The sequence below is a fragment of the Dyella terrae genome, assembly GCF_022394535.1.
Taxonomy (GTDB): Bacteria; Pseudomonadota; Gammaproteobacteria; order Xanthomonadales; family Rhodanobacteraceae; genus Dyella.
In genome coordinates, this window is the sequence record NZ_CP089414.1 from 1,347,401 (window position 1) to 1,372,274 (window position 24,874).

General features: G+C 63.6%; 24 protein-coding genes and 2 pseudogenes. 18 read left to right on the forward strand and 8 right to left on the reverse strand.

Going from position 1 to position 24,874, the window contains the following annotated elements; all coding sequences use genetic code 11:
- Positions 1-6 precede the first annotated feature (6 nt).
- The 3 genes from DYST_RS05525 to DYST_RS05535 all read left to right on the forward strand — a co-directional run bounded on the left by DYST_RS05525 (position 7) and on the right by DYST_RS05535 (position 3,672).
- A complete protein-coding gene (locus DYST_RS05525) occupies positions 7-615 on the forward strand; it encodes a TetR/AcrR family transcriptional regulator (RefSeq protein ID WP_102304467.1) in 609 nt (202 codons plus the stop codon).
- A 319-nt stretch (positions 616-934) separates the two neighbouring features.
- Entirely contained in the window at positions 935-2,305 is a 1,371-nt protein-coding gene (locus tag DYST_RS05530; RefSeq protein WP_239950621.1) for a carbohydrate porin, read from the forward strand.
- Between the two features lie 23 nt (positions 2,306-2,328).
- A complete protein-coding gene (locus DYST_RS05535) occupies positions 2,329-3,672 on the forward strand; it encodes an amidohydrolase (protein ID WP_239950623.1) in 1,344 nt (447 codons plus the stop codon).
- A 59-nt stretch (positions 3,673-3,731) separates the two neighbouring features.
- Here the strand turns inward: DYST_RS05535 and DYST_RS05540 are convergent, their stop codons facing one another.
- Complete coding sequence (locus tag DYST_RS05540; RefSeq protein ID WP_239950625.1) at positions 3,732-4,634, reverse strand: LysR family transcriptional regulator; 903 nt, start codon at positions 4,632-4,634, stop codon at positions 3,732-3,734.
- A 120-nt stretch (positions 4,635-4,754) separates the two neighbouring features.
- Positions 4,755-5,636 carry a LysR family transcriptional regulator gene (locus DYST_RS05545; RefSeq protein ID WP_239950627.1) on the reverse strand — a complete coding sequence of 294 codons (882 nt, stop codon included), beginning with the start codon at positions 5,634-5,636 and terminating at the stop codon, positions 4,755-4,757.
- Positions 5,637-5,729: 93 nt separating this feature from the next.
- Here DYST_RS05545 and DYST_RS05550 point away from each other — a divergent pair, with 93 nt between their 5' ends.
- The 5 genes from DYST_RS05550 (at position 5,730) to DYST_RS05570 (ending at position 10,212) form a co-directional block, all read left to right on the forward strand.
- Positions 5,730-7,181: an amidohydrolase family protein gene (locus tag DYST_RS05550; protein WP_239950629.1), complete on the forward strand. Its 1,452-nt coding sequence runs from the start codon at positions 5,730-5,732 to the stop codon at positions 7,179-7,181.
- Positions 7,182-7,374: 193 nt separating this feature from the next.
- Positions 7,375-8,457: a catalase family peroxidase gene (locus tag DYST_RS05555; RefSeq protein ID WP_239950631.1), complete on the forward strand. Its 1,083-nt coding sequence runs from the start codon at positions 7,375-7,377 to the stop codon at positions 8,455-8,457.
- Positions 8,457-9,086 carry a cytochrome b gene (locus DYST_RS05560; protein ID WP_239950633.1) on the forward strand — a complete coding sequence of 210 codons (630 nt, stop codon included), beginning with the start codon at positions 8,457-8,459 and terminating at the stop codon, positions 9,084-9,086. Before DYST_RS05555 ends, DYST_RS05560 begins: the two co-directional genes overlap by 1 nt.
- Positions 9,087-9,172: 86 nt before the next feature.
- The gene (locus DYST_RS05565; protein ID WP_102304475.1) at positions 9,173-9,766 is read left to right on the forward strand and encodes a TetR/AcrR family transcriptional regulator; all 594 of its coding nucleotides are present in this window, start codon (positions 9,173-9,175) and stop codon (positions 9,764-9,766) included.
- Positions 9,763-10,212, forward strand: a complete 450-nt coding sequence (locus DYST_RS05570; protein WP_239950635.1) for a PaaI family thioesterase — start codon at positions 9,763-9,765, stop codon at positions 10,210-10,212. The genes DYST_RS05565 and DYST_RS05570 overlap by 4 nt, the downstream gene beginning before the upstream one ends.
- On the opposite strand, the gene DYST_RS05575 is transcribed toward DYST_RS05570, so the two are convergent.
- Positions 10,209-10,751, reverse strand: coding sequence for a DUF6496 domain-containing protein (locus tag DYST_RS05575; RefSeq protein ID WP_239950636.1), 543 nt, complete (start codon positions 10,749-10,751; stop codon positions 10,209-10,211). The two genes, DYST_RS05570 and DYST_RS05575, sit on opposite strands and share 4 nt — an antisense overlap.
- A gap of 146 nt (positions 10,752-10,897) precedes the next feature.
- Positions 10,898-12,756 (reverse strand): annotated as a pseudogene (locus tag DYST_RS05580) (ABC transporter ATP-binding protein).
- Positions 12,757-13,138: 382 nt separating this feature from the next.
- Here DYST_RS05580 and DYST_RS05585 point away from each other — a divergent pair.
- Both DYST_RS05585 and DYST_RS05590 read left to right on the forward strand, forming a co-directional pair.
- Positions 13,139-13,795 carry a PadR family transcriptional regulator gene (locus tag DYST_RS05585; protein ID WP_239950638.1) on the forward strand — a complete coding sequence of 219 codons (657 nt, stop codon included), beginning with the start codon at positions 13,139-13,141 and terminating at the stop codon, positions 13,793-13,795.
- Positions 13,788-14,159, forward strand: a complete 372-nt coding sequence (locus DYST_RS05590; protein ID WP_158241394.1) for a Fur family transcriptional regulator — start codon at positions 13,788-13,790, stop codon at positions 14,157-14,159. The genes DYST_RS05585 and DYST_RS05590 overlap by 8 nt, the downstream gene beginning before the upstream one ends.
- A gap of 8 nt (positions 14,160-14,167) precedes the next feature.
- On the opposite strand, the gene nfi is transcribed toward DYST_RS05590, so the two are convergent.
- The gene (gene nfi, locus DYST_RS05595) at positions 14,168-14,857 is read right to left on the reverse strand and encodes a deoxyribonuclease V (RefSeq protein ID WP_239950640.1); all 690 of its coding nucleotides are present in this window, start codon (positions 14,855-14,857) and stop codon (positions 14,168-14,170) included.
- Positions 14,858-14,959: 102 nt separating this feature from the next.
- On the opposite strand from nfi, the gene DYST_RS05600 reads away from it, so the two are divergent.
- The 7 genes and pseudogenes from DYST_RS05600 (at position 14,960) to DYST_RS05625 (ending at position 20,391) form a co-directional block, all read left to right on the forward strand.
- Complete coding sequence (locus tag DYST_RS05600) at positions 14,960-17,395, forward strand: DUF3772 domain-containing protein (protein WP_239950642.1); 2,436 nt, start codon at positions 14,960-14,962, stop codon at positions 17,393-17,395.
- Between the two features lie 117 nt (positions 17,396-17,512).
- A pseudogene (locus tag DYST_RS24145) lies at positions 17,513-17,722 on the forward strand (helix-turn-helix domain-containing protein); the annotation flags it as partial.
- A 166-nt stretch (positions 17,723-17,888) separates the two neighbouring features.
- Positions 17,889-18,260, forward strand: a complete 372-nt coding sequence (locus tag DYST_RS05605) for a helix-turn-helix domain-containing protein (RefSeq protein WP_239950644.1) — start codon at positions 17,889-17,891, stop codon at positions 18,258-18,260.
- 122 nt (positions 18,261-18,382) lie between these two features.
- A complete protein-coding gene (locus DYST_RS05610; protein WP_239950646.1) occupies positions 18,383-19,225 on the forward strand; it encodes a DUF72 domain-containing protein in 843 nt (280 codons plus the stop codon).
- A 55-nt stretch (positions 19,226-19,280) separates the two neighbouring features.
- Complete coding sequence (locus tag DYST_RS05615) at positions 19,281-19,724, forward strand: ribonuclease domain-containing protein (protein WP_239950648.1); 444 nt, start codon at positions 19,281-19,283, stop codon at positions 19,722-19,724.
- Positions 19,721-20,155: a barstar family protein gene (locus DYST_RS05620; RefSeq protein WP_239950649.1), complete on the forward strand. Its 435-nt coding sequence runs from the start codon at positions 19,721-19,723 to the stop codon at positions 20,153-20,155. The genes DYST_RS05615 and DYST_RS05620 overlap by 4 nt, the downstream gene beginning before the upstream one ends.
- 14 nt (positions 20,156-20,169) lie before the next feature.
- Positions 20,170-20,391, forward strand: coding sequence for an RNA-binding S4 domain-containing protein (locus DYST_RS05625; RefSeq protein WP_239950651.1), 222 nt, complete (start codon positions 20,170-20,172; stop codon positions 20,389-20,391).
- Here DYST_RS05625 and DYST_RS05630 read toward each other — a convergent pair whose 3' ends face one another.
- Complete coding sequence (locus DYST_RS05630; protein ID WP_239950652.1) at positions 20,392-21,216, reverse strand: arylamine N-acetyltransferase family protein; 825 nt, start codon at positions 21,214-21,216, stop codon at positions 20,392-20,394.
- A 182-nt stretch (positions 21,217-21,398) separates the two neighbouring features.
- Between DYST_RS05630 and msrA the strand changes: the two genes are divergently transcribed.
- Positions 21,399-22,106, forward strand: a complete 708-nt coding sequence (msrA, locus tag DYST_RS05635) for a peptide-methionine (S)-S-oxide reductase MsrA (protein ID WP_233202671.1) — start codon at positions 21,399-21,401, stop codon at positions 22,104-22,106.
- Positions 22,107-22,115: 9 nt separating this feature from the next.
- On the opposite strand, the gene DYST_RS05640 is transcribed toward msrA, so the two are convergent.
- Together DYST_RS05640 and DYST_RS24150 are read right to left on the reverse strand one after the other, a co-directional pair.
- Positions 22,116-23,912, reverse strand: a complete 1,797-nt coding sequence (locus DYST_RS05640; RefSeq protein WP_343214856.1) for a putative bifunctional diguanylate cyclase/phosphodiesterase — start codon at positions 23,910-23,912, stop codon at positions 22,116-22,118.
- A 16-nt stretch (positions 23,913-23,928) separates the two neighbouring features.
- Positions 23,929-24,867: a PAS domain-containing protein gene (locus DYST_RS24150; RefSeq protein WP_343214857.1), complete on the reverse strand. Its 939-nt coding sequence runs from the start codon at positions 24,865-24,867 to the stop codon at positions 23,929-23,931.
- Positions 24,868-24,874: the final 7 nt, after the last annotated feature.

The window sequence follows — 24,874 nt, forward strand, 5'->3', positions numbered from 1 at the left end:
TGGCGCATGGCCCGTAAACGACTCACCCGCGAGGAAAGCCGCGACCAGACCCACCAGCGCCTGCTGGAGGCGGCGGCGCTTGTCATCGCCAAGAAGGGCTTTGCGGCGGCCAGCGTCGAAGACATCACCGCGCAGGCGGGCTACACGCGCGGCGCGTTCTATTCGAACTTCAAAAGCAAGGCCGAGCTGTTCATTGAGCTGCTGAGCCAGGACCACCAATGCGTGCGCCAGGACCTGCACCAGATCCTGGATGCGCCGCAGTCGCTGGAAGCCATCGAGGAACAGATCACGCAGTACTACCTGCGTGTCTACCGCGATGAGAAGAACTTCATCCTGTGGGCTGAAGCGCGCTTGCTCGCGCTGCGCGATGCCAAGTTCCGCGCACGGCTCAATGCGTACTGCCTGGAAAAGCGCGACGACATCGCCGACGTCATTGAGCGCTTCTACCAGATGCGTGGCACCAAGCCGCCCGCCCCACCCAAAGATCTGGCCTTTACCACGATGGCTCTGATCGACGGCATGCGTTTCTTCAACGAAACCATTCCAAAAGAATTGTCGGAAGAGGCAGCGCAGAACGCGCTGGGTGTCATCTTCACGTCAACCTTCTTCAAATAGGCTGCGTTTACCGGTACGACGGCACCCGCTCTCGCGTGCCGCTTCGGTGGCCTCATCGCCCCCATAGGCTGCCCGGCCGTCATCGGGCTATAACTTTTTTGCATAGCCATCCATAAATGGAACTACGCGCCCTGCCGGTCGCGATGGTATCCATTGATCTACCCACTACGGCGTTGGCTTCGACGGTTCGCTACACGCTGGGTTCGCCAAGCAGAACGGGCGCACCCGGCCAGCCGATCCACGCCGATTTTCGGGCAACGACCTGATCGCTGCCGCCAGCAGGACGCGCAGGCAGCACCACTCTGAGGGGGAGACATTGATGACTAACGCATCGCGCCGCGGCGCGACGGTTCACTTCGCCTTGCGTTTGGCGGTACCCGTGCTCGGCACCACCATCGCAGCGTCCGCGTGGGCACCGTTGGCACATGCCGACGACAGCATTGCCCAGGCAGCCAAGACCACCGACTGCGCCAGGTACGACAAGTACCGATTGCGCGGATCGGAAACGGCCATCATCACGACCTGCGATACCTTGTCGCCCGACCTGGGCGGCCTGCGCAAGTCCATGATCGACAGCGGCTGGCTGGTGCAGAACTACAGTTCGGTCACCGAATCCTATGACCTCAACCACGCCGATCGCGACGTGCCGCAGACCTATAGCGGTCAGCGACCGACGTTCCAGGCCAACACCAACTTCACCATCACCTACGATCTGTCGCGAGTGGGCTTTTTCGGCCAGAACGCGCAGTTCGGGGCGCAGGTGACGTGGAACCAGAACAGCTACCTCGGCAACGGCCTGCGCGGCGCGTTCGTCAACCAGCTCTCCATCGAGCAGGAATTCGCTAACAGCCGCGTGCGTCTGGAATACGGCTTCTACAGTATCGGCGCCAAATTCTACGGCGCGGTGCTGGGCACCAGTACAGCCGCGTCGGCACTTGGGCCAACCAGCGGCCTGATGTACGAAGCCGGCGTGGTGACGGGTGGATTCAAGCCCACGCCCGCACTCGATCTGCGGCTTTACTCGCCGAGCCAGCGTTTCTACAACCACTTCGGCATGGCGCGCAGCACGAGTCCTCGCGGCTTCCAGTACGACTCGCAGCAGAACCCCACCGGCCTAAGCCTTACCGTGCCCGGCGCCAAGGTGTTGTACATCGATGAAGTGGGTTATCGGGTGATGCCCAAGCCCGACCAGTTCGCCAGTTGGATACGCGCCGGCGGTGTCTACAACACCAGCGATTACATGAACTACAAAGTGGGGCACCCGACCGTCAGCAACCACATGGTCTATGTGGCGTACACGCAGCAGTACACGCAGCCGGATCCAAGCTACCCCGTGCGTGGCCTGTATACGGATATCAAGCTGGACCAGGCACCATCGAGCCGCAACGTGTACGACAAGGACGTGCTGTTCTCGCTCTACAGCATCGGCCCGTTCAAGGCCCGCCCCTACGACATGGCTACCTTCGGCTACCAGTACAAGTGGATCAGCCCATGGACGCGCCTGGCGTTGGCGCATGCCACCGGGCTCCAGCCCATCGATAACAGCCAGACCTACACGCTGAGCTACGCCTTCCACGTCATACGCGGCCTTTACTTCAACAACTCGCTTTCCTATACCAATCATCCGGTACTGGTGCCGCAGCACCCCGCCACGCTGGTATGGATGTCCACCCTGTATTTTTCATTCTGAACATCGCTGCAGAGGAGAACCTCGTGATCCGCAAGAACCGCCTAGCCTTCGCTCTCGGCATGCTCGTCACCATCGCCGCGCCTGCAACCTGCCTCGCCTTTGATCCCGTCGCGGCCAAGAGCAGCATCGATACCGAACTGGACAAGGACTATCCGCACCTCGACGCGCTGTACAAGGACATCCACGAGCATCCTGAGCTCGGCTTTCAAGAAACACGCACCGCGGCAGCGTTGGCCAAGCAGATGCGCGCTCTGGGTTTCACCGTGACCGAGCACGTCGGCAAGACAGGCCTCGTGGCGATCTACAAGAACGGCGCCGGTCCCACCGTGCTGGTCCGCACCGAGCTAGATGCACTCCCGCTGGAAGAGAAGACCGGCCTACCCTATGCCAGCAAGGCCAAGCAGCTCTGGCAGGGCAAGGACACTCCGGTCGATCATGCCTGCGGCCATGACATCCACATGGCGACGTGGGTGGGCACGGCAAAGGCGCTGCTGGCGATGAAAGACCAGTGGCACGGTACGTTGATGTTCATTGCTCAGCCCTCCGAAGAGGCCGCCGTGGATGGCATCAGCGGCGCCAAGGCCATGATCAACGACGGCCTGTTCACGCGCTTCCCGAAGCCCGACGTGGGCTTCGCCCTGCACAACGGCCCCATGCCGTTCGGCGTGTACTACCGGGCGGGTGTGTTGACGTCGAACTCCAACGATCTGTTCGTCACCTTCCACGGCAAGGGATCGCACGGCTCGATGCCACAGGAGTCGATCGACCCCGTGCTGATGGCTGCGCGTTTCGTCGAAGATGTACAGTCGGTAATCAGCCGCGAGAAGGATCCCGCCGCCTTCGGCGTGATCACGGTCGGTGCCATCCAGACGGGCAGCGCCGGCAACATCATCCCGGACACCGCCCTCCTACGTGGCACCATCCGCAGTTACGATCCCGCAGTCCGCGAAAAACTGTTCGCGGGCATCACGCGCACCGCCAATGGAGTAGCGCAGATGGCGGGAGCACCCGCGCCCGACGTCAGCGTGCACAGCGGCGTCAATTACGATGCCGTGGTGAACGACGCTGCAGTGACCGCACGCACGGCGTCGGTATTCAAGGCCGTCTTCGGCGACAAGGCGCATGAAATGCCCAGCCCGATGTCAGGCAGCGAGGACTATTCGGAGTTCATCGAAGCCGGCGTGCCTTCGTTGTACTTCGCCGTGGGCGCTTATGAACCCGAGCGTGTCGCCGAGGCGAAGAAGAAGGGCGAAAGCTTGCCCGTCAACCACTCGCCCATGTACGCCCCGGTGCCCGAGCCGACCATCCGCACCGGCGTTGAAGCGATGACGCTTGCCGTCATGAGCGCGATGCAGCCGAACTCCTAAGCGGCGCGTGCTGCATTTCCCGACCCGCTGAGCAAGCGTGGCCCACCCTTCCGCCTGTCTCAGGTGGAAGGGTGGCTACGCTGCAATGATTCCAGCACCAGCTTGAACATCAGTTCGGCGGACGTCGGGAGTAGCTCGCGGTTGAGGCTGATCATCAGTAGCGGACGATCCGGCAGCGACTCTTCGATCTCCAGCGGCCGAATCTGATGGTGCAATGACGACGACATCCGCGCGCTCATTTGCGGACCCATCGCCAGCGCATCCAGGCCCGCCATGGCGTCCAAAGCCATAGTCAGCGACGAGCACTCGAAGACACGCTCGGGTGGCTGCAACCCGTTCTGCAGGAAAAACTGCTGGAAAACAGTTTGCGAACCGGACGCCGACGTCACCCACAGCGCCTCGCGCAGTTCGGCCAGATGCCTGGCGCGCTGTAGTGGGTGGCCACACCGTGCGGAAATCCGCAAAGGGATATGGCAGGCCGTCGAGACGTCGAATCCGCTCGACGTTTCCGGCGGGTGCGTGCTCAGGGCGAAATCCAGCGTACCCTCGCGCAACATCGCGGTGATCGCGGATGGACGCAACTCGTGCACGCTCAACCGGGTTTCAGGGAACTTGGCGTGGAACGCGATGAAGGCATCCTCCAACGACATGGATAGCGCCGCCACCGCCGTCATGCCGATGGACACTCGCCTCGCGGCGTCCCCCTTCATTTCCTCGATATCGCGCTGCGCGCGGCCGACGCTTTCCAGCACATGACGTGCGTGTTCGATCAGGCGAAGGCCAAATGGAGTCAGTGTCACGCCCTGGCTCGAACGCACAAGCAACGCCACGCCAAGCTCTTCTTCCAGTGCCTGCAAGGTGCGGCTCAATGCAGGCTGACTGATGTGTAGGCGCTTGGTCGCCTGTTGCAGGCTGCCGGATTCGTATACGGCCACCAAGCTGCGCAGGTGTTGCAATTTCATAGGAGAACGCTCGCGAAACGCGCTGCTGCGCGTGACTCGATCTGACCATATCACAGCGCTCGACACGCACTATCGAATAAAACGTGATCGGCTGCACCGTGGTCAGGCGAGGCGCGTGACCTAGCCGCGATATCGCTGCAGCATTCGCCCCAGTTCCGCCGCGAGTTCCTTAACCAGCGGGTCCGCCGTGGGCCGATGCAGCAAGGCGATATCCATCGTACCGATAGGAGGCAGGCCCTGCCGGCGTGTGAGCACAACGTGCTCGGCGGTGACCGCGCGCGCCGGAATCAGGCTCACACCGAGACCACCCGCCACAGCCGATTGCACGCCGAACAAGCTGGAACTGGTGAAGGCGATGCGCCAGCTTCGCCCGCGCCCTTCCACGGCCTTAATCATTTCCTCGCGATACAGGCCGCGCGGAGGGAACGCCACCAACGGTAGTGGTTCCTGATCCACGGCCGGGTTCTTCGCGCTGTCGATCCACACCAGTTTCTCCTGCCAGCGTGCTACCGCCTCACGGCTGTTCCGCCGCTGCTTGACGATGACCAGATCGAGCTCGCCGTGGTCGTAGCCCTGTGCGAGATCGCGGCTGAGCCCCGTGGTCACTTCCAGTTTTAGGTCGGGATGCCGGCGATTGAACGAGGCGAGCAGTTGCGGCGTTCTGCCGACGACGAAATCCTCCGGCACGCCTAACCGCACTGTGACCGCCACGGCCGCGCCTGCCAGGGCGTCCAGCATCTCGTCGTTGAGCGACAGCATGCGCCGCGCGTACGCAAGCAACCTCTCGCCCTGGTCGGTGGGCCGCACATCGCGATTGCCACGCACCAGCAACGGGTGGCCCGCCATGTCCTCCAGGCGTCGGATCTTCTGGCTCACCGTCGATTGCGTGGAATGCAGATGCGCCGAGGCCGTGGTGAAGCTGCCGCAGTCGGCCACGGTGACGATGGCCCGCAGCAGGTCCAGGTCGAACAACGCCCTATTTGGTTTTGCACTGGTAGCCATTTGAATATTTGGCTTCTAAATGACAGGACCGACTTCTAACATCGATGAAGGCACCGGGCAACGCCCGCTTTCCCCCGTCGAGGAACATCACGCGTGAAGAAGCTTCTTTCAGTCGCCATCGCCTCCGCGGTGGCCCTGGCATCTCCTGCCTTTGCGGCACCGTCCGTCGGTGACGTGATCATCCGCCATGCCAACGTGGTCGACGTCGAGCATGCAAAGACCATCGACGACCAGGCCGTGGTGCTGCGCGGCAACGACATCGTCGCCGTCGGGCCCGATGCGGACATCGCCAAGGCGTGGAAGGCAGGGCTGACCGTGGATGGCAACCATCGCTTCCTGATCCCCGGCTTGTGGGACATGCATGTGCATTTTGGTGGCGGCCCGGATCTTATCGAGGAGAACAAGGCACTGCTTCCGCTGTACATCGCGCACGGCATCACCACCATCCGCGACTGCTCCGGCGACCTGCCTGATCAAGTACTCGCTTGGCGCGGCGAGATTGCCAACGGCACGCTGTTCGGCCCGCAGCTATTTACCTCGGGCGCGAAGATCGAAGGCATCCATCCGGTATGGAAGGGCACCATCGAAGTCGGCAGCAAAGCAGACGTCGACGCCGCGTTCGTGAAGCTGAAAAAGGACAAGGTCGACTTCGTCAAGATCACGGACAGCACGCTCGACCCGCAACTGTTTCTCTATGCCGTGTCGGAGGCCAAGAGTTTCGGCATCCGCTCGTCGGGCCACATCCCCATGGCATTGACGGTGGAACAGGCGGTTGACGCCGGTATCAGTTCCATCGAGCACATCGACTATGCGTACAAGGCGGGTGTGAAGGATGAGGCCGCCATCGCCGCCGACTTCGCCGCGGGACGCATCACGCGTGCGGAAGCCAATCGTCGCCTCGATGCCGGCTTCGATCAGGCGACGGCGATGAAGGCGTACCGGATGTTCAAGGACAAGGGCGTGTTCGTGACACCGACGCTCAACGGCGGCCGCGTGCTCGACTTTCTGGACGCCGACGACCACGCCCACGATCCCTACCTCGCCTATATCGGGCCGAAGCTGCGCAAGACCTACGACTGGCGCATCGAGCGCGCCGCCAAGGCGACGCCGGAGCAGATCGCGACCCGCCACACGCATTACCAGCAACTGGCCGCGGTGCTGCCCATGCTGCAGCAGGCGGGCGTCACCATCATGGCGGGCACCGATGCCGGCTTCCTCAACTCCTTCGACTACCCCGGCATTGGCCTTCACGACGAGCTGAGCCTGTACGTAAAGAACGGCCTGACGCCGGCGCAGGCCCTATCGTCCGCCACGCGTGCCGGCCCGGCGTGGTTCGGCAAGCTGGATAGGTATGGCGCCATCGCCACGGGTCATGCCGCCGACATGGTGCTGCTAAAGCGCGATCCGCTGAAGGACATCGACGCCACACGCGACATCGACACGGTGATCCTGCGCGGCCATGTCTATGACCGCCACGCGCTGGACGGCATGCTCGACGAGACACGCGCCAAGGTCGCTACCTGGAACCAGCAGGCAGCAAAGTGACGAAACAGGGCCCGCTCGGCGCGGGCCCTTTCTTCACGTGGCGCAGCATGACTCCGAGCCAACAATAGCGGCCTTCAACCATCCGGCGCCGGAGCGGGACATCCGGCGGCAGCCCGACGCGTAGCACCGAGGTAACCATCGGCCGCCACCGGACGAAGTCAGGACATTCAACCTGCTATCCAGGGAGTGCCGCATGACCGATCCGTCCCGACCGTCACCATCGCATCAGCCCTGGAGGTGGGCGGTGATCGGCCTCGCCGTGGCGGTGCTGGCCGCCGCCTTCGCCTACGTCGCCGGCTGGATCACGCCCCAGCGCCTTACCGCGCACCGCATCGTGAATGCCTTGCAGGACAACAGCGGCGTCTATCCCGGCTACCGGCGCAACCATGCCAAGGGCGTCTGCGTGGCCGGCTACTTCGAAAGCAACGGCGCGGCGGCCACCTATTCCAAGGCCGGGGTGTTTGCGCAGGGGCGTACGCCCGTGGTCGGTCGCTTCGCCCTGCCCGGCGGCAATCCGTATGCACCGGACAGCAGCGTTCCCATCCGCAGCTTCGCCTTGCGCTTTGCCTTGCCCAACGGCGAACAGTGGCGCACCGGCATGAACAGCATGCCGGTGTTTCCCGTAGCGACGCCGGAAGCGTTCTACGAGCAATTGGTGGCGACGCGGCCCGACCCGGCCACCGGCAAACCCGACCCCAAACGCGTGGGGGCCTTCTTTGCCGCACACCCTGAAACCGGCGCCTTTCTCGCCTGGGTGAAGACGGCCAAGCCTTCGGCCAGCTATGTGACCGAAACCTACGAAGGACTCAACGCGTTCTACTTCATCGACGCCATGGGCAAGCGCCATGCCGTGCGCTGGAAGGTGGTGCCAGAAGCCACGGACGATGCAGGCACCGGCCCGCAGGCCGGCGACAAGGATTACCTTGCCCGCGACCTGGAACACCGACTGGCCCAAGGCCCGCAGCGCTGGCGCCTGCTGGTGACGCTGGCCGCGCCGGACGACCCGACCAACGATGCCACCAAAGTGTGGCCCGCGGACCGGCGCGTCATCGATGCGGGAACAGTGGTGATCGAAAGCGAACAACCGCAGGAAAGCGGCCCCTGCCGCGACCTGAACTACGACCCGACCATCCTGCCGTCGGGCATCAAGATCTCCGACGACCCGCTGCTGCCGGCGCGCTCATCCGCCTATGCGGATTCGTATCTGCGCCGCACGGGCGAGGAAGCCCATATTCCGGGCACCGCGCATGCAAGCACGCCTTCGGAGCATCCGTAATGAACGCCCCCAACGCTTTCCATCCGCTGGCGCGACTGCTGCACTGGACCATGGCCGTGCTCATCCTGGCGATGCTGTTTATCGGCGTGGGCATGGTGTCCACCGTGTCCGGTAAACACACGTGGCTGCTCGCCATCCACAAGCCGCTGGGTGCGCTTATCTTCGTGCTGGCGTTGATCCGCCTCGGCGTTCGCCTGCGTTTCCCTCCGCCGCCACTGCCAGCCGATATGCCGGCACTGATGAAGTTCGCCGCGCATGCGTCGCACTGGCTGCTCTACGCGCTGATGCTCGCCCTGCCTCTGGTGGGTTGGGCCATGCTGTCGGCGGGCGGCTATCCGATCTCGCTGGGCGGTTCGCTGCATCTACCGCCGATCCTTTCCGCCAACGGCGAAACGTTTGCGTGGTTGCGCGAGTCGCATCGTTATCTGGCCTACCTGCTGTTCTTTACTGTGCTCGGGCACATGGGGGCAGCGCTCTATCACGGCTTGATTCGACGCGATGACGTGCTACCGAGCATGACATTCCCATCCAGGGGAATGGCTACACCTGTGGCCTCGGAGCCGGTGGTCATCATCGCGCCCGCACCCACAGAACCGTCACCGCGCTCCAGTGAAGTGCCTCCACCGTGAACGAACATCCCGACTTGCCGTCACGGCACTTGCGGTGCCCCATGTCAATAGTATGATTTACATCATACAAATTGCGTGGAGCGGCCATGCGTTACGACGCCGAACACAAACAGAAAACCCGAGCCAAAGTACTGGAAGTCGCCGCCAAGGCCATCCGTAAGGATGGCCCGGATCGCATAGGCGTGGCTGGCGTCATGGCCGAGGCCGGCCTGACCCACGGCGGTTTCTACGCGCACTTCAAGTCGAAGGACGAACTAGTCACCGCGGCTATCGGGCAGATGTTCGAGGAATCGCGCGCGCGCCTTGAGCGTGAGATGGAGGGCCGTAGTCCCGCCGATGGCTTGTCCGCCTATATCGACTTTTACTTGTCGACAAAACATCGCGATGCGCGTGGCGCGGGCTGCCCCATCGCGGCGCTGGCATCAGACCTGCCGCGCCTCCCTGAAGATGCCCGCACGCTTTTTGCGGAAGGTGCCCGCCGACTCACCGAAACCATGGCCGGCAAGTTCACAGCCATGGGGTATCCCGATCCGCAGGCACTGGCCCGCTCCACCGTATCGGAGCTGGTGGGCGCGTTGTCGCTGGCCCGTGCAGAAACGGATGCGCAGCACTCCGATGCCATTCTTGCCGACTCGCGCCGACAGCTGAAACACCGACTGGCCTTGGAACCCACCGCATGAGCATGATCAACCAGATCGGTCAGGGCCTGAACGGGCTGGAACAATTGCGCGCGTTCATGGCTTCCGGTCAGCGCCCAGGCATCGGCGATTCCCTGGATTTCGATCTCGTGGAAGTGGGTGACGGTACCGCTGTCTTTGCGGGCACGCCGGGCCCACATGCCTACAACCCCATGGGCATCGTGCACGGCGGCTACTTCGCGACCCTGCTCGATTCGGCCTGCGGCTGCGCCGTGCATTCGCGCCTGACCGCGCAACAGGCCTATACGTCGTTGGAGCTGAAAGTCGCCTTCCACAAAGCGATGACGCACGACACCGGACGTATCCGCGCGGAAGGTCACGTGCGCAGCATTGGCCGCCGGGTGGCGTTTGCCGAAGCCAGTCTGCTCGACGCCGAAGGCCGCCTGTACGGCTCGGCGACATCTACGTTGCTGGTGTTCGACCGCTAGCGTGTGCGACTACGCATAGCGCGCGTACGCGCAGCGCGAGTCGCACCGGCGGTTCGCGTCGTAGCTCGCGTGCCTGCGGCCTTCTTCGCGGCGGCCTTGCGCTTGGTAGCTCCCTTGGTGCGCGCGGCCTTTCTGGCGGCCGCGGAGCGCTCGGTCGGTGTGCGCCGAGCAGCGGCTTCCTTCGCGTGCTCAGATAAGGCAGCTTTCGAAGCTGCCGCACTGCTTTCACGTTTCAGCGCGCCCAGCGCGGCGCGGCTGCGCTTGGCCGATGCAGCCTTGCTTGCGGAGGTTTTCTTCGCCACTGGCTTTTTGCGGCTGCTTTTGGCGCTGTGTGCGCCCTTCTTCGCCGGTACGGCGATACCGGCGCGCCGTGCCTCCGAAAGCCCGATGGCAATGGCTTGTTCCGGCGAACGGGCGCCATGTTTACCTTGGCGAATGCGCTCGATTTCTTCGCGCACAAATTCGCCGGCCTGCGTGCTCGCCGACTTGCCTTCGCGCCTGTCCTTGCGGGCGCGTGCCAGGGCTCGTTCTGTAGGCATATCGCTGCTCCGGTGACGGTGAAGCGTCATGCTGCCGCGCCTCTCGTGAAAGGCGGAACAAATAAACCTCAAGCCCTCGCTGAGCGTTCATGCGCATAGCAGAGAGCGTTGCGACAGCACTCGGCGATACAGCCATGCACACATGGTTACGCCAGGGCGCTGTCCTCGGCCGCGTCTTCCACCGCCACGAAACCGCCTGTCTGTCGCTGCCAGAGACGCGCGTACAGGCCGTCGCGCGCGATCAGCTCCGCGTGCGTGCCGGTTTCCACGATCTGGCCCTTATCCATTACCACTCAGGCGATCCATGCGCGCGATGGTGGATAGACGGTGCGCAATGGCGATCACCGTCTTGCCGCGCATCAGCACGTCGAGGCTGTCCTGAATAGCGGCCTCGGCATCGGAATCCAGCGCCGAGGTGGCCTCGTCTCAGAACGAGGATCGGCGCATCCTTCAGCAGTACGCGCGCGATCGCGATGCGCTGGCGCTGGCCGCCGCTGAGTTTCACGCCACGCTCGCCAACATGAGCGTCGTAACCAACTCGCCCTTCACCATCGACCAGCTGTGGAATGAATTCTTCCGCGCGCGCCTGTCGTACGGCTTCGATCACCTGTGCCTCGCTGGCATCCGGACGGCCATACAGCAGGTTGTCGCGGATGGAGCGATGCAGCAGCGAGGTGTCCTGGGTGACCACGCCGATCTGCGCGCGCAGGCTTTCTTGCGCCACGTGTGCGATGTCCTGGCCGTCGATGAGGATGCGCCCGCCTTCCAGGTCATAGAGCCTGAGCAGCACGTTCACCAGCGTGGATTTGCCCGCGCCGGAGGGACCGACCACGCCGATCTTTTCACCACCACGCACATTCAGGTCAAGGCCGGAAATCACCCCGCCCTTCTTGCCGTAATGGAAATGGATGTCCTCAAAACGCACGCTGCCTTCGGTAACTTCCAGCGGCATGGCGCCATCGCGATCCTGCACGGTGCGCGGCTTCGAAATGGTCTCGATGCCATCCTGCACAGTGCCCATGTTCTCGAAGATGCCGTTGATCACCCACATGATCCAGCCGGACATGTTGTTGATGCGGATCACCAGCCCGGTGCTCAGCGCGATGGCGCCCACGGTGACCTTGCCCTGGCTCCACAACCACAACGCCAGCGCGGAGGTACCCACGATAAGGAAACCGTTGAGCGTGGTGATGGCGGCGTCCATTGCCGTGGTCAGGCGTGTCATGGCGCGCATGCGCGTGATCTGCTCGCCCATGGCATCGGCCACATACTGTTCTTCGCGCTGCGTATGCGCGAACAGTTTGAGCGTGAGGATGTTGCTGTAACCGTCCACGATGCGCCCCATCAGGCGCGAACGCGCCTCGGACTGGCGCCAGGAACGCTCCTTGGTGCGCGGCACGAAATAGCGCAGCGTGGCTACATAGGCCACCAGCCATACGATCAGCGGCGCGGCGAGCCAGTAGTCAGCCTTGGCGAACATGATGATCGCGCTGCCGGTATAGATCGCCACGTACCAGACGGCATCGACGATCTGCACTGCCGATTCGCGCAGCGCGCCGGAGGTCTGCATGATGCGGTTGGCGATGCGACCGGCATAGTCGTTCTGGAAGAAACCCAGGCTCTGCCGGATCACGTAGCGATGGTTCTGCCAGCGGATGCGATTGGTGAGGTTGGGCACGATGGCCTGGTTCACCAGCAGATCGTGCAGGCCGATCAGCACCGGGCGCGCGATCAGCGCCACAAAGCCCATCCACAGCAACTCGTTGCCGTGCAGGTGGAAGAAGTCAGCTACCGGCGCCCCCTTGGCCATGTCCACGATGCTGCCGATGAAGCCGAACAGCGACACCTCCACCATCGCCACGCCGAAGCCCACCACCAACGCGGCGGCGAACAAAGGCCACACCTGGCGCAGGTAGAACACATAGAACCGCCACACCGACTGCGGCGGCATGCCATCGACGGGCTCCTTGAAGGCGTCGATCAGCGATTCGAACCAGCGGAGCAGCATGGGATCGTCCTTGGGGGAAACGCACGGGGAGTGCTTTGTGGGTGAAGGCGCGAAGGGGGCGTTTCAAGGTTTCCATCGCTATGGCGATGGATTGCAGCGCCCTGATCTTGCATTGAGGCGCTGGATTCCGGCCTACGCCGGAATGACTGCCATCAAGGTATTCGGAAGCCCGAAGCTCCCGGTTCTGCTGATCCTTTCAACGTACACGCCCCAAGGTGGAAAAGACGCTCTGTCTGGAAGCACTTGACCGTCATTCCGGCGTAGGCCGGAATCCAGCGCCTTTAGGTCGGTAGAGCCAAAAACTTTCCAACGACACTTGCAATCCCGAAAAGTTACGATATATCTTAAGATCGTTACTTACGATATATCGGAGTTAGTCATGGGATTTCGTCATTTCTTTGAGCACCACCACCATCACCACAGCCGCCACGGCCATTGCCGCGATGGTTTTGAAGGCCGCGAAGCCTGGGCCCGCGAGGCCATGGGCATCGGTCGCGGACGCGGTCGCCGCGGTTTAGGCGATGACGACGGCGAAGGCGGCTGGGGCGGCATGGGCGGTCGTTTCCGGGGTGGACGCATGTTCGGCCACGGCGACCTCAAGCTCATCCTGCTCGCCCTGATCGCCGAACAGCCGCGCCACGGCTACGACCTGATCCGCACCATCGAGGAGATGTTCGATGGCGCCTACGCGCCCAGCCCCGGCGCGGTCTACCCCACCCTCACCCTGCTGGAGGAATTGGGCCACGCCAGCGTGCAGAGCAACGACGGCAAGAAGCTCTACACGATCACCGAGGAAGGCAAGGCATTCCTGGCCGAGAACAAGGAAGCGGTGGACGCAGTGATGTCTCGCATGGAGCAGACCGCCAAGATGTTTGCCCGCGCTTCCGCGCCGATGGCGCTGCGCGAAGCGATGCACAACCTCAAGCGCGCCCTGTTCATGCACGGCGGCCCGTGGAACGCCGAGGAAGTGAAGCGCATTGTCGACATCATCAAGCGGGCCGTGGATGAAATCATCAAGGGAAAGAAAGATGCCTGAGGCCATGACCACCGCGCCAGCCGACATCCAACCGCTGCTGGCGCGCGTGGGCATGCGCGCCACGCCACCGCGCCTGGCCATCTGGCAGGCGCTGCACGATGCCACCGATGAGCCCGATGCGGTGGAGCTGCTGTGCCGGGCGCAACGGATCGAACCACGCACCAGCCTCGGCACGGTCTATCGGTTCCTGCGCGAACTGGAACAACACGGTTTGGCTAGCTCGCGGCCCATCGCGCACGAACGCTCGCGTTGGCGCGTGGGGTCGTCTACCGAATCGACCACGAAGAACACCGAAGCCATCGCCGCCGTGGCCCGCCTTGCTGCAGCCTTCGGCTACCGATTGGTGCCGGTCGTGACCACCTGAAACACGCGTCAGCGACGCGTGTTGCCGCGACGCGACGCCAGCCGGTCGGCCAATCGCGTCGGTTCGGGCAATCGGTACTTTGTGCCAAACGCCAGCACCAGTTCCGGCGCCGTCGCCAGGCTGACGCGATGCCCCGGCGAAACGATCAGTGGCCGGATGCGATCCTTGCTGCGCAGGACACAGCCGATCACCTCACCTTTGTATTCCAGCGGCTGGCGATCGCCGCGATGCGGTCCGACTTCTTCGTGCGTGCCTACCAGGATCGACTTCGCCACGCCGATGGTCGGCAGGCCGGTGACCACGCCCAGGTGCGCTGCGATGCCCAGCCGCCGCGGGTGCGCGATACCTTGTCCGTCGACGAACACCAAGTCCGGCGACTCCGGCAGCTCGGACAGCGCCTGCAACACCGCAGGTAATTCGCGGAAGGAAAGCAGGCCCGGGATGTAAGGCATCCGCGTCGGTTGCCGCGCCACCACCTCGGCCACGGGCTCCCGTGTGTGTGCGTCCAGCAGTACTGCGGCTGCACGCGTTACCGCACCGCCCTCCTCGAAGCCCACGTCCACACCGGCCACGCGTCGCAGCGGCGGATAGTCGTCTTCCAACCGCACCCTCGCAGCCAGTTCGGTTTGCAGCAGGCGGGCCTTTGCCACGTTGCCGTCCCACGGCGGCACCGCATGCGTCATGTCGATCGAAGTCATCACGACAGCGTGAATGCCCGGGAATCAATGAACCGTCAAGAGCTGCATTCCGAGACATTTATTCATTGACCGGTTCAGGGGTCGGCCCGGATCATGCGTCGCATGCCTATTCTGCTTCGCTTTCTGCTGGTTCTCCTTATCGCCATCGCTGGCGCTACTCCCGTGTTTGCCCAAGATGCGCAGGGCAGTGCGCAGATACAGCAGGCGCCGCTCGCTACGCCCGACCAGCTGAGCGCACAGCTCGACAAGATCAAGCAGACGCTGACCGACAAAACCAAGCTGACCGACGAGACGCTGACGGCCGCGCGCACCAGCGCGCAAAACGTGCAGCAGCAAGCCGACCAGCTCACCGCCAGCCTCGCCCCGCAGGCCGACGCACTCAAGGGCAAACTCGACGTGCTGGGTCCCGCGCCGGAGAAAGGCGCGCCGGCAGAAGCGCCGGAAGTGGCGAGCCAGCGCAAACTGTTGTTGAAGGCACAGACCGACCTTACCGGCCAGATCACCCAATCGAAGCTGTTGAGCCGTGACAGCCAGCAGTTGCTGACGGAGATTGGCGCGCTGCGCCGCGACCTGTTCAACGCACAGATCAGCCAACGCAGCGCTTCGCCGCTGAGCGGCGAGTTCTGGACCCGCATCGCGCAGAGCGTTCCCGATGACCGGGTCGGCTTTGGCCAGCTCTGGGTATCGCTGAAAGCCGCCATCGCCCAGGCTTGGCAGCCCGCCAATCGCCTGCCGTTCATCGTGTGCCTGCTCGCCGCCATCGCTTTGTTCGCCGGCGGGCGTCGCCTGCTTGAGCACAAGATGCTGGACATGGCAGCGCGTTACCTGCCATCCGGCCACCTGCGCCGGAGCGCCATGGCCGTGCTGGTGACCATCGCCACCATGCTGGTCTACGGCATGGCTGCGTGGCTGTTGTATCTCGCGGTGAACTGGAACGGCGTGTTCGACCAGGACCTGGACGATCTCGTACGTCCGCTGGTGCGGCTGATGTTCTATGTAGCCACCATGGCCGGCCTCGGACGTGCGCTGTTGATGGTCAAGCACCCGTCATGGCGCCTACCGCCGATCTCGGACGACCTGGCCAAGCGCCTGTGGCCGTTCCCCACCACCATGGCCTATAGCGCGCTGCTGCTAGGCATCATCGAACGCGTCACCAACGACATCGGGGCCAGCCTCGCCACCGCGATGGCAGCCAATGCCCTGGCGGCCACGCTGATCGGATGCCTGGTGGGTTATGGGCTGATCCAGATGAGCCGCGCCCGGCGCGCCCTGCTCGCCGCAGGGGAAACGCCGGCCGAACGCCCGCTATGGGTGGGCCTGCTGGTGCTGTGTGCTTTCCTTGGGGTGCTGATCATCCTGCTCTCAGTGCTTACCGGCTACATCGCGCTGGGCTTCTACGTCGCACGACAGATGATTCGCGCCGGCTTCCTGATCGCCGCGCTCTACGTGTTCATGCACTTGATCAACGACCTGTGCGAGTCGCTGCTTTCGCCGGAATCGCGCGCTGGCCAGCGCATGCAGGAGAACTTCGGCATCTCGGCACCCCGCCTTGAGCAGACGGCCACCATCCTTTCCGGCGTCAGCCGGGCGTTCCTGCTGCTGATCGCCATCCCGCTGATCCTGGCGCCCTACGGTGCCGGCACCAACGAGTTAGTCGATCGCGGCACGCGCATTTTCAGCGGTCTGTCGCTGGGCACGCTGACCATCAGCCCCACCAGTATCTTCAATGCGCTGATCGTGCTGGTGCTGGGCGGCGTCATCGTGCGCCTGATCAAGCGCTGGCTCAGCCACCAGCTGTTGCCCAAGACCTCGCTAGACGTAGGCATGCAAACGTCCATCGTCACCCTGCTCGGCTACGTGGGCGGCATTCTGGTGTTCGTGCTGGTGCTGGGCGCACTAAAGGTGGATGTGCAGAGCATCGCCTGGGTGGCCAGCGCGTTGTCGGTGGGTATCGGTTTTGGCCTGCAGGCCATCGTGCAGAACTTCATCTCCGGCCTGATCCTGCTGGCAGAGCGCCCGGTGAAGGTGGGCGACTGGGTCAGCATCAGCGGCGTGGAAGGCGATATCAAACGCATCAACGTGCGTGCCACCGAAATCCAGCAGAGCGACCGCTCCACCGTGATCGTGCCCAACTCGCAGCTGATCACCCAGAACGTGCGCAATGTGACCCTGGCCAATGCGCAGGGTCGCGTGCAGATCCGCCTACCCATGCCACTGAGCACCGATGCTGCCAAGGTGCGGCAGATCATTTTCGACATCCTGCGTAACCACTCGGTGACACTGAATGCGCCCTCGCCCAGTGTGACGCTGGACAGCATCGACTCGGGCTCAATGATGTTCGTATGCACGGCTTACGTGAGCAATCCGCGTGACTCCGGCACGGTGAAGAGCGACTTGCTGTTCGAGATCATTGACCGCCTGCGCAAGGCCGACCAGCCCCTCTCCACGCCGCAGGACATGGTGGTACGCACCATGCACCCCGACCCGGCCACCGCACCGGCGCCATCGACCACGGTGATCCCCGGGCAGAAGACCTGACACTCGCATCCCATCGGCCTAGACTCGCGACATACCCGGAGCCTGCCGATGGGACACCACGCCGTCGTACCTGCGCCACCACTCGATGCCCTGGTCGCCCGCCTGTCGGACTGGGACATGCCGCCGGCCGCGCATCACTATGAGCGTGTGCTGCCCGTGCCAGGCGCGGCACTGATCATCAACCTGCACGAGAACGAAACCCGCATTTACAACGACGATGTGGAACGACGTTGCGTTCGTTCGGCTGCGTCGGTCATCGGTGGCCCCTGCCTGCGCAGCCAGATCATCGACACCGCCGAACAAGTGCGCGTGATGGGCGTGGTGTTTCGCCCTGGCGGCGCGCATGCCTTCACCGGCGAAGATCACGAGACCCTAGTTGCCCAGGACATCGGGCTCGAAGACATCTTCGGCAGCAGCGCCCACGCGCTGCGCGAACGACTGCTGGACACATCCTGCGCGCAGCAGCGCCTTGCGCTGCTGGAGCACTGGCTACTTGCGCATACTGCGCATGCCGCAACTCGCGCCCGAGGTGCTGTACGCGCTCGGCGAGATCGGCGCGCGACCGCAGGTGACGCGCATCGGTCCGCTGGTGCGCGACACCGGCCTATCCGAATACCGCTTTGGCCGCCTGTTCCGCCGCCAAGTGGGCATGGGCCCAAAACGCTATGCGCGACTCCTGCGTTTCCGTAGCGTGGTGGACGCCGTGTACCGCTCTGGTGCCGTGGACTGGAGCGCCGTCGCTTTCGACGGTGGCTACGGCGACCAGGCGCATCTGGTGCACGAGTTCCGCGAGTTTGCCGGCATGACGCCCACGGCCTTCATGGCCGCACGCGGACCATATCCGAATCACTTGCCGCTGGATTAAGCGTCGCGAACAAAACGTATCGAGCGCCCGCCTGACGGTCGCGCAGTCGTTTTGTTGGTGGCTCTAAGGCGTCTCTTCACTTTCGCCGTGGCATCATGCCTCCCCCTAGCGAGGCCCCTCACATGTCTAGCGATCTGTTTTCGCCCGCGCCCGCCCACGGCCCGGCCTCGCGCATCCGCGTCGGCATCGGCGGCTGGAACTTCGCCCCCTGGCGCAACAACTTCTATCCGACAGGCTTGCTGCAACGGCGCGAACTGGAATACGCGAGCAGGCATCTTCGGGCCATCGAGATCAACGGCACCTACTACGGCGCGCAGAAGCCCGCGACGTACGCCAAATGGGCGTCCGAAACACCAGACGGTTTCGTCTTTTCACTGAAGGCTCCGCGTTACGTCACCGAAAGCAAACGGCTGGCTGATGCCGGCCGGGGCATTGACGGCTTCGTGTTTGGCGGTCTTGCCGAATTCGGCGACCGGCTTGGCCCGGTGCTTTGGCAGTTCACGCCGTCGCGTGCCTTCGATCCCGACGATCTTGCCGCCTTCCTGGACCTGCTGCCGCGCGAACTCAACGGTCACCCGATGCGGCATGTGCTGGAGGTGCGCCACAGCAGCTTTCTCCACGAGCACTACGTGGAGCTCGCGCGCTCGTACGGCATCCCCACCGTGTTCACCGATTCCCCGCAGTATCCGTCGCTGGCGGACCTGACGGGTGGCTTTGCCTATGCACGCTTGATGCGCAGCGAATCACACCTCGATACGGGCTATGCGACCGCCGATCTTGATACATGGAGCAGCCGTGCGCGCGCCTGGTCGGAAGGCATCGATCTGCCGGAGCTGCCGCATATGGCAACGCCAAGGGAATCACAGGCCAAGCGGGACGTGTTCGTGTATTTCATCAGCAGCGCCAAAGAGCGAAACCCGGCCGCCGCCATGGCCTTGCAACAGAGAGTCGATGCAGCCGGCTGATGCCGGCGTGCTTCCCAGGGACTACACTCGCGCCACTCCGCCCAGGTCGTCCGTCATGCGCTCAATGAAACCCCTGCTCTTGCTCGCGGTGCTGGCTATCGCCGCCCTGCTGTGGGGTCGCCACTCGCCAGGGCCCACGCCGGAGGGCACGGTGGCACCGCAAGGCACCGCGCTGCCGCAGCACGCGCCGCCCCCTCGCACGGCCGGAACCAGCGGCACCACCCTGCCCTCGTTCCTCCCGCCGGAAGCCGCCGATACCCTGCGCCTCATTGCAAGCGGAGGCCCGTTCCAACACCGCCAGGACGGCGTGGTGTTCCAGAACCGCGAAAGCCGCCTTCCGTCCATGCCCGAGGGCTACTACCACGAGTACACCGTGGACACGCCGGGACTCGACTACCGAGGGGCGCGCCGAATCATTACTGGCGGCACGCCACCGCAGATCTACTACTACACCGATGACCACTACCGCACGTTTCGCCAGTTCGAGGTATCCCGATGAATGCGCAGTTTGATCTCGACTTTGGCGATGCCGAACACGGCGGCATCTTCTTTGTCACCAGCGAAGACCTGGAACCACTGGCCGAAGCCGCTGGCATGCAAGGCCTGCGCGTATGCCGCGTCAGCCTCACCGACGTCGCCGACCGGGATGCCCTGTTCGACCGCCTGACCCAGGCACTGCGCCTACCCGCGGATTTCGGCCGCAACTGGGACGCGCTGGCCGACAGCATGCGCGATCTCTCCTGGCTGAAGGCCACCGGCTATATCCTGCTGTTTGATCGCGCGGAAGACATGCGCGATCGCAACGAAGAAGACTTCGACACGCTGCTCGACATCCTCGAGGAAGCGGTCGATTACTGGCAGGAAGCCCCTGCCCCGTTCTTCGTATTCTTCGCGCTGCCTGAAAGCGCCTTCGACGATACCGACGCCTGAATCTGACATCACTTATGCAAGAACTCGAATTTGAACTGGACCGCGACTACGTTGAACTCAACCAGCTGCTGAAACTGGTGGGCCTGTGCGACAGCGGTGGCGCCGGCAAAGCCATCGTGGCCAGCGGTGTGGTCTACGTGGACGGCCAACAGGAGCTGCGCAAAACCTGCAAGATCCATGTGGGCCAGGTGGTGCAAGTGGAAGACTTCGTCATCCGTGTGCACGGGCTGGACTGATCAGACTTCTGCCATCGGCAACGCGTCGAGTTTCGCGTCGAGCACCGGTGACACCGGCAGCCGGATACCAAACTGCTCTTCCAACACGCGCTTGATCTCCGCCGCACCTTGCAAGGTGCGGCGCACAGACTCCTGCCCCAACGTATGCACCACGAATTCGCGATTGCGCAGTCCAAGACGGCGGTCGGCGAGCGTGCGCGCGGCGATCAGGCTATGCAGGAAATGGGATTCGGGATATGTCGAGGTGAAGTGATTGGCCACGACGTAGTCGATGGCTTCGGTGGGTTGCAAGCGGAAGCGATACAGCGTGCGCCATTCGTCGCGCACCAGCGCCTGCGTGCGCCATTGGACGCCGTCCGTGACCAGGCGAAACGGCTCTAATGATGTCGGTTGTGCTTCGTCGACCACCAGTCGCAACTCGCCACCCAGCGCCATGCTGCCGAAGCCCACATCGGCGAGCCAGCTTTCGCCCTCCACTTCCACGCGCAGCAGCATGTGCGACTGCGCCACCTCAGCGTCCTCGGGTTTATTCCATAGCACGCGTGCGATCAGGCCCGTCACGTCGAATCCGATAGCCTTCAACACAGCGATGAACAGGCCGTTCTGATCGAAGCAATAGCCGCCACGCTGGTTCTTGACCAGCTTGTTTTCAATCGCCGCGAGCTCCAGCGATACCGGCGTGCCCAGCAAGGGATCGAGGTTCTCGAACGGGATGGCGGCGATATGCGCGGTCGCAAGAGCACGCAAGGTGGCGACGTCCACCCTCTGCTCGCCGACGAAGCCAATGCGTTGCAGGTAGCCGTCCAGATCGAGGCTGTGCGCCATGGGAATGCCCACTGAGAGGGGGAGCCGCACCATAACACCGCGTTGGCGCGGCTTTCGCACGCCAATCGTCACGGCGTGTCAGCATGGAGGTAACCGAAAGCGGTCCAGCGACGAATAAGGAATCAGGACCCGCGCCGGCCGTGGCGGGCAGTCCGTCCCTCCTTTCGATGGAGCGTTCCTTCATGAGCATCCGCCGATTCACGCTGTTCCCTGCCCTCGCGGGCATGCTACTCATGGCAGGTCTGGGCGCCTGCACGCTGGCCACGGCCGGCAGCACCACTGCACCACTTCCCGATCCCACTGTGGACGCTGCACCCGCCCAGGGCGATCAGGTCGCTGTACTGGCCGGCGGCTGCTTCTGGGGCCTGCAATCCGTCTTTGAGCACGTCAAAGGCGTGAAGAAAGTGTTGGCCGGCTATTCCGGCGGCGCAGCCAATACGGCGGAGTACGACCGGGTCAGCGATGGCGATACCGGGCATGCCGAGTCGGTGAAGATCGTCTACGACCCCAGCAAGATCAGCTATGGGCAACTGCTCAAGGTGTACTTCTCGGTCGCCACCGATCCGACCCAGCTCAACCGACAGGGCCCGGACGTGGGTACGCAGTACCGCTCGGCGATCTTCTACGGCAACGACGAACAGAAGCGCATTGCCTCTGCCTACATTGCGCAACTTGGTGCAGCCCACGCGTTCGACGATCCCATCGTGACGCAGGTGGCACCACTCAAGGCTTTCTACGTCGCCGAGTCCTACCACCAGGACTATGCGAAGCGGCACCCTGACGACTCGTACATCGTGTTCAATGACGCCCCGAAGGTGACGCATCTCAAGCAGCTATTCCCCGCGCTGTATCAGCCCGACCGCGAGGTGGTCAGCGTCGTGCTGCACTAGACGGGCACGCTAGCTGGCCTCGGGCGGCACCAGGCGCAAGTGCGAGTTGCCTTGGCGCCGCCCCGGGGTGAGCAACTGGACAATGACGGCCGGCTCGACCGGACGCGAGTAAAGGAAACCCTGCCCTTCGACGCATCCGGCGCGCAGCAGGAAACGATGCTGTTCTTCCGTTTCAATACCCTCGGCGATCGGGCTGATGTCCAGCCGACGACACAGCGTGAGCATCGCCTCGATGATGGCGCCGTCGCTGCTGTCGTCCGGCAGGCCAGCGACGAAACTCTGGTCGATCTTCAGATAGTCGATGGCTCGCAGTTTCAGGTAGCTCATCGATGAATAGCCTGTGCCGAAATCGTCGATGGCTACGCCCACGCCCATCGAGTGCAGTGCATGCAGGGTGCGCTCCATCTCTTCACCCAGACGCAGAATCGCGCCTTCGGTGATCTCCAGCATCAGCCGCTCGGGGGCCAGCCGGCGCGCATCCAGCAGCGAGCGGATCTCGTCAACAAAGTTGGCCTGGCCAAACCAATTGGCGGACACGTTCACCGCCATGCGCAATGGTGGTAAGCCAGCCTTATCCCAGTCGAACATCTGCTGGCAAGCCGCCTGCAGCACCCATTGATCGATGCGTCGGATCAGTCCCAGTTTTTCCGCCATGGGAATGAACTCGCCCGGTGCGATCAGGCCGCGTTGCGGATGGAACCAGCGTAGCAGCGCCTCCACCGCCACGATGCGCCCGGTGCGCATTTCCACCGTGGGCTGGTACACGAGCCGGAACTCGCTTTCGGCCAGCGCCTTGCGCAGTTCAGACGCCAGCGCGATGCGCCGCCGCGCATCCGCCTGCATACGCGGCGAATAGAAGCGGAACGCGTTGCGTTCCTCTGTCTTTGCCGCATACATAGCCGCGTCGGCATTGGTGATGAGGGTAGGCACGTCGGTGCCGTCGAGTGGAAAGCAAGCGATGCCGATGCTGGCGCTGAGCGCCAGTTCGTAATCCCCCACCGCAAAGGGCGCAGACAACACGGAGAGCAATCGTCCCGACAACGCGCTGGCCTGCTCGCGCGAATGCAGGTCCGACAACAGTACGGTGAACTCATCGCCACCGATGCGCCCCGCCACGCCGTTCTCGCCTAGTTCGTAGCCAATGCGTTCAGCCACCTTCACCAGCAATTGATCGCCGATGGCGTGGGTGTAGCTGTCGTTCACTGCCTTGAACGCATCAAGGTCAATGAAGACAATCGCCGCCATGCCGCGATCGCGGTCGGCCCGCACGATCGCCTGCACGCAGCGTCGCTCGAATTCGGCGCGGTTGGCCAGGCCGGTCAGCGTGTCGTGCGCCGCCATGTATTGCAGGCGCTGTTCGTTCGCCTTCGCCGCGCTGATGTTGTTGATCACGGCGACGTAGTGCTGCACCTCGCCTTCGGGATTGCGGATGGCGCTGATGCTGAGCAGTTCCGGGTAGCTGGTGCCATCCATGCGGCGGCTGCGCACCTCACCTACCCAGTTGCCCTCCGCCTCGATGACTTCCCATACCGAGTCGGGCAACGGCGAACCGTCGGCCAGACAGCGCAGGTCATCGAACCGCAACCCCAGCAAGGCCTGCACCGTGAAACCGGTCATGCGGATGTGGGCGGCGTTGACGCGCGCCACCCGGCGATCGGCATCAGCAATGATCACGCCCTCGGCGATGCTGGCCAGAGCCTCCGATGCGATGCGCCGCTGCTGTTCCAGGTTCACGCGCTCGGTGATGTCACGCATGATGGACTGGCGCACGCTTTGCGTGCCCCAGTGCGTCACGCTGCTACGCATCTCTACCGGCCGCAGTTCATCGCCAGCCCCCCCGCAACTCGCCGGTGACCGCACCATCAGCGCGATGCAGCAACGGCGAGAAGAAGGTCGAGAGTTCCTCGCCGGCAAGGTTGTCCACGTCGCGCCCGGTCCATTGCAGCGCCGTGCGGTTCGCTTCCAGGATACGACCGGTTTCCTCGTCCACCATCAGAATGGCGTCGGCGGCGCTGTTGAACAGCACGCTATAGCGCTCCTCGGTGCCCCGGATGCGCAGCAGGATGCGCCGCGCCACGCGCAGCCACAGCAACGACGCCGCGCAGGCGGTGAGGAAGACGGCGGCAAACAGCACGCGTCCCAACCAGATGGCGCCCTGTGCCACTTCGAGGGAGAACCCGTTAGTGAGCGGTTCGAGCTCGTTGTTCAGCCCATTGATGCGGTCCAGTTGCCATTGCACCCATGGGCGCTCCGGCTGCCCACGCGCATAAGCGTCCTGCAGCTCCTTCGCTACGGCGTTCAACTGGGTCAGCGGGCGATCCGCCGCACGCCACAAGGCCACCGCGTCGCGCATGTGCGGCGCGTCGGTGCAGAAGCGCAGCATGAAGATCATCCCCGGCTCTGCCTGCGGCAGAATCTTGCCGCGCCCGAAAGCCTGATGGATCTGCCCGCGATCGTACTGGCCCGAGGCAATGGCGTCGCGCGCCCAGCCGTCGGACCTCAGCAATTCGTAGTTCTGGCGGAAGCGGCTCAGCCGTGCGGCGTCGCCGCTGTTGGCGTAGCCGAGCAGGTCCACCACGGCCTGCTTTTGCGCCTTGCTCCAGACACTCTCGCCGTTGAGGAAACCGGCGAGAGTGACCTGGACCTGGAGTGCTCCCAAGGTAAGTATGAGAATCAAGCCGATAACGGCCACCAGCCCGTAGGCCAATGGCCTCAAGCGACGGGACAGCGGTCTTGGCGAGGTGCTACGGATCAAATCCATGGCGTCC